We start from the raw sequence: 10,229 nt of genomic DNA, 5'->3' as shown, positions 1-10,229 counted from the left end.
AATTGCTCTTCTCTGCCGCAATCGCGAACGCGAAACCGGTTTCCACTTTCGCTGCAATTGCTCTTCTCTGCCGCAATCGCGAACGCGAAACCGGTTTCCACTTTCGCTGCAATTGCTCTATATCGCTCGCATGAGCGAAACCAGAACCCTGCCGACCATCGAATCCATCCGCGAGGACTTCTCCTTCCTGGACGATTGGGAAGACCGCTACCGCTATGTCATCGACCTCGGCCGCGAGCTGCCGGCGATCACCGAAGCGGAGCACTCCGACACCAACAAGGTGAAGGGCTGCGTCAGCCAGGTCTGGCTGGTCACCGATGCCGGTGACGGCGCCGATCCGGTCATGACGTTCCGGGCCGATTCCGACGCGCATATCGTGCGCGGGCTGGTCGCCATCATGATCGCGCTTCACACGGGCAAGCGCGCCAGCGAGATCCTTGCGCTGGATGCCGAGGGCACGCTTCGCGACCTTGGCCTGGACGAACACCTGACGCCGCAAAGGGCCAACGGCGTGCGGGCGATGATCGCCCGCATGCGCAAGGAAGCGGAAAGCCGCCTGGCCGGCTGAGCCCGCAGCGCCTCAATCCATCGGGACCCCATGCGTCGGCCTGTGGTCCCCGGTTCCCCAGTGGCGGAGCCTGCCGGGCACCGCGCCCCCGCGCGGCACGAGACCATAGTGACGGGCCAGCAGGCCAAGCCCGGTTTTCACGACGAGCTTGGCGGACCGGCGCGGCCACTGGCGCTCAAGTTCGACCTGTTCCATCCCCTTCAGAAAACAGCAGATATCGAGCAGCAGGCCGGACAGGTCCGGCCCGACGGCGTCCAGCGCACGGTCGATCCGGCGACGGGCGTCGAGCGCGGCCGCCGTGAGATCGGCCAGGCCCCCTGCTCCGCCGCCGCGATGGCCGGACGCAGCCTGGAACTGCCAGTTCGTGCCAAGGCCGGGGCGGATGCTTGCCTTCTCGCAATCGCTCCGGAACCGTTCCCCGGCCTCGATCTCCGCGGGCGTCAGAAACGCCGATCCGTCGCGTGACTTGTGGCGGGCAAGAACCGCGAGCGGCGATTCCGCCGGGTTCATCCTGCCGGCCGCGATCGTCTTGGGCGCTTCAACGGCCTTGCGCCTGCGCGATGCGCGCCCGTCACTCGGCCGCGGTGCCATGGTCCATGCCTCCCTGTGCAAACAGGCGCGTGGCGAGGTATTCCACACGGCCGGCAAGGGTATCGAAATCGGGATCGTCGCGCAGGTCCTCGATCAGGTGGCAGGCATGAACCACCGTTGTCCGGTCACGGCCGAAGCCCTTGCCCACTTCGCCCATCGTCAGTTGAAGGGCGACATGGGCGACGTACATGGCCAGTTGCCGCACGCGAACGACCGGTTTGATGTTGCGGCCGGGGGAGCGGATTTCCTTGCTCGAAACGTTGAAAAGGTCGGACACCAGGTCGATCAGCCCGTCGCAGACGGCGGCCGCATATTCGTCACGCCGCTTCGGCAAGGCTGCTGCCGGTGCGAACCGGTCCATGCAGGTCTCGGAAACGAGGGGCACCGCCGCCGGCCACTCTCCCTTCGCCGTTTCCTCGACGCCAGTTCTCAATGGTTCAGCCACGATCCGCACTCCCAGTTTGACAGGACTATTTTCCTTATAGTCCGAACCCGAGCTTGCGTGAACATAACAGGAACTTTGTGGTTGAGAAATTTCCCTCGACAGCCCTGGGCTGTCCACAGGCAGGGAGGCGGGCGGAAGATGCAGGCCGTCAAGACGATGGAGGATCATCATGCACCAGACGCCGGACGGCATCCGGATCACGTCCGCCACGCCCGCCCATGGCACAGGCGGAGAGACGCCACCCTGGCCAGTCCCCGCGGACAGGACGAAGCTGCAGGCGATGAGGGCGAAGGTGAGCCGTCTACTGGAGCGCGAGCGCCTGCGCGGCCTGGCCGGTCACTGGAGCTACGACTTCAACCGGCACGTCGCGTTGCGGCAATTGCGCGACCGGCTCGCGGCCCAATAGGGCTGGGTGTTGGAGGCTTGGCGACCTCGCCGGCGGATCCCGCCGTTCCCGTCCAAGCGCCCTTCGGCACGGCGTGCCGAGCGGTGCTGCCGCCAGGGCAGCGGGGCCAAAGAGGGGCCAAGAAACGAAACAGGCGGCCCTCATCGCTGGGGACCGCCTGTCTGAAATCCGGACTGATCTTCTCAGATCACTTTTCCTTGGGCTTGCGACCAAGCCCCATTTCCTTGGCCAGGCGCGAACGCGCTGCCGCGTAATTCGGCGCGACCATCGGGTAGTTGGGATCCAAGCCCCACTTTTCGCGGTAGGCTTCCGGCGTCAGGCCATAGTGGGTCATCAGGTGACGCTTCAAGGACTTGAACTTCTTGCCGTCCTCAAGACAAACAATAAAGTCGTCGTGAACGGACTTCTTCGGATTTACGGCCGGCTTCTGCTTTTCAGCCATCGGCAGACCTTCGACCCGGGCTCCGCCGGCACGGCCGAGCGCGGCGTGGACATCGGCGATGAGAACCGGAAGTTCGGTCACCGGAACAACATTGTTGCTAACATAGGCAGCAACAACATCGGCGGTAAGTTCGATCAGGTTTTCTACGCCTGCTTCAGATGTTTGCGTGGTTTCCATTTCATTTGCCCCGTTTCGATCAATGCTTCTTGTTCTTTGCAACGCGATTAGAATGTGGCTGAAATGCGATTTTTCACATCTACGCGAGTCGCGCTGACCGCACCATATATTGCATTCATTTTTGAAATTGCAAGAGTAATATATTGGCGTTCTTGCGGACCCCTAGTTTTGAGCTGGCGGAATTCGGCCTGCCCCAAGGGAAATTGAAACTCTACACGGAATGATTGTTACTGGAATATTTATTTGAATGCATTGATTCTTAATAATTGCCCGCTGAAATGGAATTTCCTTCCGTCGCGAGACCAAGCGAAATCAATCGTCGGCGCCGATCCGCGAATCCGGGGGCATTTCGTCAAGTACTGTTCCCTTCCACATCGGGTAGCCGACAGCATAAGCGGCCTTAGCAAGAAGATGTGAAGATATTGGGGCCGTCAGCAGGAAGAAGACCACGCCGGCCAGCGCACGCAGCGTCGTCCCCGTGTCCTGGGCATAGATGGCCAGCGCGATCAGCATCACGCCCGAACCGAGCGTTCCCGCCTTGGAGGCCGCGTGCATGCGGCTGTAGACATCGGGCAGGCGGTTGATGCCGATGGCCGCGACGACCGCGAAGGCCGATCCGATGATCAGCAGGGCTCCGGTGAGGTAGTTGGAAAGAATCTCGATCATGTCCGGTCCCGAACCTCCCGTTCGCGCCCGGGTGGCAGAACGCCTTCCGTCTTGCCGCGCGCCAGCACGAAGCGGGCAAAGGCAACGGTGGCCAGAAAGCCGACCAGGCCCAGCGCAATGGCGATGTCCACATAGAGCGTGTAGCCGGTCCGGATGCCGATGACCGCGATGAAGCCGATGGCGGCGGCGACCAGCATATCGAGGCCAAGAATCCGGTCGGGCAAGGTCGGCCCGCGGACGACCCGGTAGACGGTCAGCAGGAAGGCGGCGCTCAGCAGCGCCAGCGCGATGAGTTCGGATGCGGCCAGGAACAGTTCGTCGGGTCTCACCGGAACGCCTCCATGATCTTGCGTTCGAAACCTTCGGCAATGTCGGCGCGCGTGCTGTCGGGATCGGAGCAGTCGATCGCGTGCACATAGAGCGTCGATCGGTCTTCCGAAACGTCCACCGACAGGGTGCCAGGCGTCAGCGTGATCAGGTTGGCCAGAAGCGTGATCTCGAAATCGCGGTCCACCCGGAGCGGATAGGCAAAGATGCCCGGCTTGAGATTCATGTTCGGCGACATGACCATGACGGCCACCTTCCAGGCCGAGAGCACCAGTTCCCAGATGAACAGCCAGGCGAGCGAAAGGACGCGCCAGGCGCGCTGGAAATACCCGAGCGACCCCACCTGCTCGCGGATGAGGTAGAGGGCGCCCATGCCGAGGACGAATCCGAAGATCAGGTTGACCAGCGAAAAGGAGCCGGACATCAGCCCCCAGGTCAGGGCGAGCAGGATATTGACCAGATAGAGGTTCATGCGCCACCTCCCGCCGGCAGGACCGCGTTCACGTAGCCGGATGAAAACAGGATGGTGCGGGCGGCCGCGTGGGCGACATCCAGCACCGGCTGCGGATAGAAGCCGATGAAGACCACGGCCGCGGTCAGAAGCACGACGGGCGCATAGGTCTTCCACGTGATCGGATCGCCAGGCACCATGGTCGCCGGTTCCTCGGCATGATTTCTCCAGAACGCCAGGGCGAAGACGCGACCGAGCGTGATGGTCGTCAGCAGGCCGGTCAGCAGAACGGCGAAGGCCAGCCACCAGGCGCCCACGTCCAGCGACGCCTTGACCACGAAAACCTTCGGCCAGACGCCGGAGAACGGCGGCAGGCCGGCGACGGCAAAAAACAGGACCAGGGCCAGTGCGGCCATGAAGGGATGCGCCCGGTACAGGCCCGCCAGGCTGTGCAGGGATACCGACCCGCCGGCTTCCGCCATCAGGCCGACCAGCATGTAGACGGCGGTCATGGCGATCATCGAGTGCAGGGCGTAGAGGATGGCGGCGGTCAGGCCAAGCTCGCTGCCCAGCGCCAGGCCCGCCAGCATGACGCCGATTCCCGAGACGACGACGAAGCCGACGGCGCGGCGGATATCCGACTGGGCCAGCGCGCCGAGGATGCCGAGCACCATGGTGAAGGCGGCAACCCAGGCGATGACGATGGCCAGCATGTCGCGCTCGACCGGGAAAAGCATGACCAGAACGCGCAGCAGCGCATAGATGCCGACCTTGGTCAGCAGGCCGGCAAACAGGGCCGAAACGATGATCCGTGGCGTGTGATAGGACGCCGGCAACCAGAAGTTCACCGGGAAGGCCGCAGCCTTCATGGCGAAGGCGAACAGGAAGAGCGTCGCCAGCGTCATGACCGGCGCCTGCCCCTTGGCTGCAGCGATCTTGCCTGCCAGATCGGCCATGTTCAGCGTACCGAAGGCGCCGTAAAGCAGGCCGACAGCAATCAGGAACAGGGTCGTGGCGACCAGGTTCAGAAACGCATACTTGACCGCGCCATCGATCTGTTCGTGCTCGGACCCCAGCACCAGCAGACCGAAGGACGAGATCAGAAGCACCTCGAACCAGACATAGAGGTTGAAGATGTCGCCGGTGAGGAAGGCGCCGTGAACGCCGGCCATCATCAGGAGGAAGAACGTGTAGAAGCCGTAGCGCCGTCCCGTGGTGTCGATATCGCGGAAGGAAAAGAGCACGGCGGCAAAGGCGACCAGGCCGGCCACCGTGGCGAGCCCGGCGCCCAGCACATCGGCCTGGAAGGTGATGCCGAAGGGCGGCAGCCAGCGGCCCATGGTCATGACGATCGGTCCGTGCTCGATGACCCGCCACAGCAAAGCGGCATCGGCGAGCAAGAGCAGCGCGAAAGCGATGATGGAAACGACCATGTGCTGCTGCGTTTCCTTGCGGAACATCAGCAGGGCGGCGCCGAAAACGATGGGAATGACGACAGGCGCGACAACCAGCCAGTCGGCTGCAGCGACCGGCTGGAGGACCATGGCACTGGCGAGGTCGGCGTGAGGGGAAGCGGCTCCGGCCATGACTGCCTCAATATCCCAGCGGCGGCAGGCGGTCACCCTCGGGCTCGGCCAGGCGCATTTCGTCGGTGTCGTCGGTGCCGATATCCTGGTAGGCGCGGTAGGCCAGGACCAGGAGGAAGGCAAAGAAGGAGAAGGAAATCACGATCGCCGTCAGGATCAGCGCCTGCGGCAGCGGATTGGCGACCGGGACAGGCGGGGTATAGAGCCCGTCAGGGATGATCGGCGGGGTCTCGCGCAGGACGCGCCCGGCCGTGAAGATCAGCAGGTTGACCGCATTTCCGAGCAGGGCGACGCCCAGCAGGATCCTGATCGTGTGCTTGGACAGAAGAAGATAGATCGCGACGGCAAAGAACAGGCCCACGAGGACCGAGAGCGCGGTTTCCATCAGTCGTCCTCCCTTTCCTCGAGCGCGAGCGCGATCGACGTGATCGATCCGACGACCACAAGGTAGACCCCGATGTCGAAGACCATCGGCGTTGACAGCGCCAAGGTGACGCCGAAGAATTCCGGTTCCACCCACAGGCCGGTCATGAACGGCACGCCGACGAACAGCGAAGCCAGTCCGGCCATGGCGGCGACAAACAGGCCGAAACCGGCGATCGCCATGGGATGGAAATACATCGCCCGGCGGACCGGCGACACGCCGCAGGCAATACCGTAGATGGCGAAGGCGGAAGCGGCGATCAGGCCGCCGATGAAGCCGCCGCCCGGTTCATTGTGGCCGCGCAGAAGCACGAAGAGCGAGAACAGCACCATCAGGCTGGTCAGGTAGGGCGCGACAGAGCGGAAGATGATCGTGCGCATGGTCTCAGCCCTCCCCCGTTCCGGCGGCAGCGCCACGACGCGGCTTGCGGATGCGGATCAGCGCCAGGATCGCCAGGCCGGTGATCATCACGACGGAAATTTCGCCCAGCGTGTCGAGGCCACGGAAGTCGACGATGATGACGTTGACGATGTTGCGGCCGTGGGCGATGACCCGCGAATTGGCGTTGAAGAAATCGGTCAGCGAATTGTCGAACGGGATCTGCGTGATCTTGAGCAGCGCCAGGCCGAAACCGATGCCCGCCAGGCCCGCGACGGTCATGTCCATCAGCTTTTCCCCGGTCGGGCGGTGATCGGCCGGCGACAGGCGCAGGCGTGTCATGACCAGGGCGAGGATGACGACCGACAGCGTCTCGACCATGAACTGGGTGAACGACAGGTCCGGTGCGCCGAGCAGCATGAAGATGACGGCCACGGCAAAGCCCTGGATCCCCAGGGAGACGATGGCCGTCAGCCGGTTCTTGGCGATGATGACGGCGGCGATGCCGATCACGGCGATGGCCAGGATCGTCCATTCGTAGAAAGGAAGCTGCGGGAAGGCCGGCATGGCCGGTCCCTCGCCGAAAAGCCACATCGGCAGGATCAGCGCCAGCGCGATCCCGGCGAAGGTGACCGTCATGTAGACTTCCATCTTGCCGTTGTGGATCACGCGCGTGAACAGGCCGGCGAGACGGACGAGGCCGCGCATGACCTGGTCGAAGCCCTTGTCGGGTCCCCAGCCAATGGCGTTCAGCAGCGCCGTCATCATCCCGCGGATTCGCTCCAGGTTCCAGTAGAACAGGATGCCGAGCGCGATGGTGAAAAGCGAAAGGTAAAGCGCAGCGCCCGGGTGCGGGACCACGGTGATCTCGACCGGCACAGGGGTGCCGGCCACGGCGCTGGCCATCGGGCCGGAGAAATAGGCGTGGCTGGTGGCCGAGAAGAGCGCGGCGAGCAGTCCGCACAGGCCGAGCGTGGCGGGCCCAAGCCACAACAGGACCGGGCCTTCATGCGCATGCTTGGGGGTTTCCACCGGCTCGCCCAGAAACGGTTTCAACGCCACGGCGAAGCCGATGACGAACATCAGGCCGTTGCCGATCACGGCGGTCGCCAGCACGGCGATGCTCCAGGCATCGCCCTGAACCATGGCGTAATACATCTCTTCCTTGGCCAGGAAGCCGAAGAAAGGCGGCAGGCCGCCCATTGAGAAGGCAGCGAGGACGGCGGCGGCAAAGGTAACGGGCATGGCCTTGCGCAAGCCGCCGAGCCGTGTGATATCGCGGGTGCCGCTTTCATGGTCGACCAGGCCGGCAACCATGAAGAGACCGCCCTTGAACATCGAGTGGGCGATCAGGTAGAGCACCGCGCCGGCGATGGCGCCCTCGTTGCCGAAGCCGGTCAGCATGACCAGAAGCCCGAGCGAAGCGACCGTGGTATAGGCCAGCATGAGCTTCAGGTCCGTCTGCCGCGTGGCGAGCAGCGTGCCGACGATGAGCGTCGTGCCACCGAAGATCGGCAGGACGGTTTCCCAGAGTGCCGTCTCGCCCAGGACAGGGTTGAGGCGCATCAGGAGGTAGACCCCGGCCTTCACCATGGTCGCCGAGTGCAGGTAGGCGGAAACCGGCGTTGGCGCCTCCATGGCGTTGGGCAACCAGAAATGCAGCGGGAATTGCGCCGACTTGGTGAAGGCGCCGCCGAGGATCAGCAGGAAGGCCGCCAGGTAGAAGGGGCTTTCGCGCATCGTGTCCCCGGTTGCCAGCAGCAGCGACAGTTCCGAAACGCCGGTCACGTTCCAGATCACCAGCAGGCCGGCGAGCAGCGACAGGCCGCCGAGACCGGTGACGACGAGGGCCTGGATCGCGGCGCGGCGCGAGGCCGCGCGCGAATGGTCGAAACCGATCAGCAGGAAGGACGTGATCGACGTCAGTTCCCAGAACACGAACAGCGTCAGGAAATTGTCAGCGACGACAAGGCCCTGCATGGCGCCCATGAACATCAGGATGAAGGAGAAGAAACGACCCTGGTCCTCGTGGCCTTTCAGGTAGCCGCCGGAATAGAGCACGATGAGCGCCCCGATGCCGGTCACCAGCAGCGCGAACGTCAGCGAAAGACCGTCGAGGTACCAGGAGAAATTGACATTGACCTCCGGCACCCAGGCATATCCGCCCGTCACCGGGCTGCCCGCGGCGATTTCGGGCAGGAAGCCGGCGAAATGGACGAGGTTGAACAGCGGCACGAGCGCCAGCAGCCAGGCTGCATTGTGGCGCAGGGCGCGCGTCAGCAGCGGTGCGATCGCAGCCGCGAGAAACGGCAAAAGAAGCACAAGGAAGGTGAGAGACGGGGCCGACGCCATGTCCTGTTCCGGTTTCTTGTGTTTATGGCCCGCCCTCCCCGGCGGTACCCGCTGACCTCCAATTATGGAATTGTAGGGCGCGCGGCAAGAGTACGACTTGCCGCAATGCAATCGGGTTGCAGGTTATTCAATGAAAACAGCACAGGCCCGCCATGAAAAAGCGGCACGGCTCCCTATATCGGTGATTGGAACCGCTCAAGAACGGAGATGATCCAGCGTGGACAAGACAAAGATCGAGAAGTCTGATGCGGAATGGCGCACGCAACTCAGCCCGGAACAGTATGACGTGCTGCGCAAGCACGGCACGGAGCGGGCAGGAACCTCGCCGCTCAACCACGAAAAGCGCCACGGCATGTTCCATTGTGCCGGTTGCGGCAAGCCGCTGTTCCGCTCCGATGCGAAATTCGAATCCGGCACCGGATGGCCAAGCTTCTTCGAACCGGCGGCGCCGGAAGCGGTGAGCGAGCACGAGGACCGTTCATGGTTCATGCGCCGGACGGAAGTGCGCTGCGCCGACTGCGACGGACACCTCGGCCACGTGTTCAACGACGGCCCCGCACCGACCGGCCTGCGCTACTGCATGAACGGTGTGGCGCTGACGTTTGAACCCGACGAGACGTAGGCGGAAAGGCTCAACCACCCTGCATGCGGGCAATATGTGCGCCGTCGATGGCCTTTGCTGCCTTGTAGGCGGGCCGTTCGCGGAGGCGCGCGGCATAGTCGCGCAGTGCCGGCGTTTCCGGAATGGTGCCAAACTGGATACCCCAGTCGACCTGCGACCCGACATAGATGTCGGCGGCCGTGAAGCGGTCGCCACAGACATAGTCGCGGGTCTCGAAAATCGCGGAAAGGACACCCACGGTGCGCTCGTAGGAGCCGTAGCCCAGCCGGCCCTGGAGCTGGAGGTCGTCGCCGGGCGACCAGCCCATCGACCGGTTCACCACGGCCTGCTCCACCGGCCCGGCGGCAAAGAAGGTCCAGCGAAGAAAATCGGCCTTCTCGGCCAGTCCGTCGGGCTGAAGGCCGGCCCCGGGAAACGCATCAGCGAGATAGAGGCAGATTGCCGCAGCCTCGCTGACGGCGTGGCCCTCATGCACGATCGCGGGCACCTTGCCCATCGGGTTGACGGCCAGGTAATCGATCGACTTCATCTCCGGGCCATAGCCCAGGATGATCTCGTCGTACTCGGCGCCGGCCTCGTGGAGCGCCCAGCGGGCGATCTGCCCGCGACTCATCGGGTTGGTGTAAAAGGCGATCCTGGACATGGTGCAGACTCCGGCGGGTTCGGGCCATCACCTTGTCGAAGCACCGTGCCGCAATCAAGTCCTGCCGGCGAGGCCCGGAGGCGTGGCCCCGTGTTCGAGCCCGCGACACGGGGTGTTTTCTTCCTCGCCCAACCCTATTAAGGCTGCAGCA

13 protein-coding genes and 1 pseudogene are annotated in these 10,229 nt (G+C 63.8%); 3 read left to right on the top strand and 11 right to left on the bottom strand.

Annotation, left to right across the window (positions count from 1 at the left end; genetic code table 11):
• Window positions 1–130: 130 nt before the first annotated feature.
• Window positions 131–568, top strand: coding sequence for a SufE family protein (locus CSC94_RS20915; protein WP_099308320.1), 438 nt, complete (start codon window positions 131–133; stop codon window positions 566–568).
• A gap of 12 nt (window positions 569–580) precedes the next feature.
• On the opposite strand, the gene CSC94_RS20910 is transcribed toward CSC94_RS20915, so the two are convergent.
• Together CSC94_RS20910 and CSC94_RS20905 are read right to left on the bottom strand one after the other, a co-directional pair.
• Window positions 581–1,159, bottom strand: coding sequence for a DUF6456 domain-containing protein (locus CSC94_RS20910; protein WP_099308319.1), 579 nt, complete (start codon window positions 1,157–1,159; stop codon window positions 581–583).
• Complete coding sequence (locus CSC94_RS20905; protein WP_245408446.1) at window positions 1,140–1,604, bottom strand: helix-turn-helix domain-containing protein; 465 nt, start codon at window positions 1,602–1,604, stop codon at window positions 1,140–1,142. The genes CSC94_RS20910 and CSC94_RS20905 overlap by 20 nt, the downstream gene beginning before the upstream one ends.
• A gap of 298 nt (window positions 1,605–1,902) precedes the next feature.
• Between CSC94_RS20905 and CSC94_RS25080 the strand changes: the two are divergent.
• Window positions 1,903–2,010, top strand: a pseudogene (locus tag CSC94_RS25080) (cytoplasmic protein); the annotation flags it as partial.
• A gap of 187 nt (window positions 2,011–2,197) precedes the next feature.
• Here CSC94_RS25080 and CSC94_RS20895 read toward each other — a convergent pair.
• From CSC94_RS20895 to CSC94_RS20860, 8 genes are all read right to left on the bottom strand, one after another.
• Entirely contained in the window at window positions 2,198–2,629 is a 432-nt protein-coding gene (locus CSC94_RS20895; RefSeq protein WP_099308317.1) for a Ros/MucR family transcriptional regulator, read from the bottom strand.
• 312 nt (window positions 2,630–2,941) lie between these two features.
• On the bottom strand, window positions 2,942–3,295 hold the full coding sequence (gene mnhG / locus CSC94_RS20890) for a monovalent cation/H(+) antiporter subunit G (RefSeq protein WP_099308316.1): 354 nt from the start codon (window positions 3,293–3,295) through the stop codon (window positions 2,942–2,944).
• Entirely contained in the window at window positions 3,292–3,624 is a 333-nt protein-coding gene (locus CSC94_RS20885; RefSeq protein ID WP_099308315.1) for a cation:proton antiporter, read from the bottom strand. Before CSC94_RS20885 ends, mnhG begins: the two co-directional genes overlap by 4 nt.
• On the bottom strand, window positions 3,621–4,094 hold the full coding sequence (locus tag CSC94_RS20880; protein ID WP_099308314.1) for a Na+/H+ antiporter subunit E: 474 nt from the start codon (window positions 4,092–4,094) through the stop codon (window positions 3,621–3,623). The genes CSC94_RS20885 and CSC94_RS20880 overlap by 4 nt, the downstream gene beginning before the upstream one ends.
• On the bottom strand, window positions 4,091–5,659 hold the full coding sequence (locus tag CSC94_RS20875) for a Na+/H+ antiporter subunit D (protein ID WP_099308313.1): 1,569 nt from the start codon (window positions 5,657–5,659) through the stop codon (window positions 4,091–4,093). The genes CSC94_RS20880 and CSC94_RS20875 overlap by 4 nt, the downstream gene beginning before the upstream one ends.
• A 7-nt stretch (window positions 5,660–5,666) precedes the next feature.
• Complete coding sequence (locus tag CSC94_RS20870; protein ID WP_099308312.1) at window positions 5,667–6,044, bottom strand: Na+/H+ antiporter subunit C; 378 nt, start codon at window positions 6,042–6,044, stop codon at window positions 5,667–5,669.
• A complete protein-coding gene (locus CSC94_RS20865; RefSeq protein ID WP_099308311.1) occupies window positions 6,044–6,463 on the bottom strand; it encodes a Na+/H+ antiporter subunit B in 420 nt (139 codons plus the stop codon). The genes CSC94_RS20870 and CSC94_RS20865 overlap by 1 nt, the downstream gene beginning before the upstream one ends.
• Window positions 6,464–6,467: 4 nt before the next feature.
• Window positions 6,468–8,813 carry a putative monovalent cation/H+ antiporter subunit A gene (locus tag CSC94_RS20860; protein ID WP_099308310.1) on the bottom strand — a complete coding sequence of 782 codons (2,346 nt, stop codon included), beginning with the start codon at window positions 8,811–8,813 and terminating at the stop codon, window positions 6,468–6,470.
• 217 nt (window positions 8,814–9,030) lie between these two features.
• Between CSC94_RS20860 and msrB the strand changes: the two genes are divergently transcribed.
• Window positions 9,031–9,435 carry a peptide-methionine (R)-S-oxide reductase MsrB gene (msrB, locus tag CSC94_RS20855; protein ID WP_099308309.1) on the top strand — a complete coding sequence of 135 codons (405 nt, stop codon included), beginning with the start codon at window positions 9,031–9,033 and terminating at the stop codon, window positions 9,433–9,435.
• A gap of 10 nt (window positions 9,436–9,445) precedes the next feature.
• On the opposite strand, the gene CSC94_RS20850 is transcribed toward msrB, so the two are convergent.
• On the bottom strand, window positions 9,446–10,078 hold the full coding sequence (locus tag CSC94_RS20850) for a glutathione S-transferase family protein (protein WP_099308308.1): 633 nt from the start codon (window positions 10,076–10,078) through the stop codon (window positions 9,446–9,448).
• Window positions 10,079–10,229 lie beyond the last annotated feature (151 nt).

The organism is Zhengella mangrovi, from assembly GCF_002727065.1.
Classification (GTDB): Bacteria; Pseudomonadota; Alphaproteobacteria; order Rhizobiales; family Rhizobiaceae; genus Zhengella; species Zhengella mangrovi.
This window is presented reverse-complemented; position numbering and strand designations above follow the sequence as displayed.

Excerpts from the sequence above, each read along its gene's own strand:
- CSC94_RS20870 (WP_099308312.1), bottom strand. The coding sequence starts at position 6,044 with ATGGAAACCGCGCTCTCGGTCCTCGTGGGCCTGTTCTTTGCCGTCGCG.
- CSC94_RS20865 (WP_099308311.1), bottom strand. The coding sequence starts at position 6,463 with ATGCGCACGATCATCTTCCGCTCTGTCGCGCCCTACCTGACCAGCCTG.
- mnhG (WP_099308316.1), bottom strand. The coding sequence starts at position 3,295 with ATGATCGAGATTCTTTCCAACTACCTCACCGGAGCCCTGCTGATCATC.
- CSC94_RS20880 (WP_099308314.1), bottom strand. The coding sequence starts at position 4,094 with ATGAACCTCTATCTGGTCAATATCCTGCTCGCCCTGACCTGGGGGCTG.
- CSC94_RS20895 (WP_099308317.1), bottom strand. The coding sequence starts at position 2,629 with ATGGAAACCACGCAAACATCTGAAGCAGGCGTAGAAAACCTGATCGAA.
- CSC94_RS20850 (WP_099308308.1), bottom strand. The coding sequence starts at position 10,078 with ATGTCCAGGATCGCCTTTTACACCAACCCGATGAGTCGCGGGCAGATC.
- CSC94_RS20875 (WP_099308313.1), bottom strand. The coding sequence starts at position 5,659 with ATGGCCGGAGCCGCTTCCCCTCACGCCGACCTCGCCAGTGCCATGGTC.
- CSC94_RS20915 (WP_099308320.1), top strand. The coding sequence starts at position 131 with ATGAGCGAAACCAGAACCCTGCCGACCATCGAATCCATCCGCGAGGAC.
- CSC94_RS20910 (WP_099308319.1), bottom strand. The coding sequence starts at position 1,159 with ATGGCACCGCGGCCGAGTGACGGGCGCGCATCGCGCAGGCGCAAGGCC.
- CSC94_RS20860 (WP_099308310.1), bottom strand. The coding sequence starts at position 8,813 with ATGGCGTCGGCCCCGTCTCTCACCTTCCTTGTGCTTCTTTTGCCGTTT.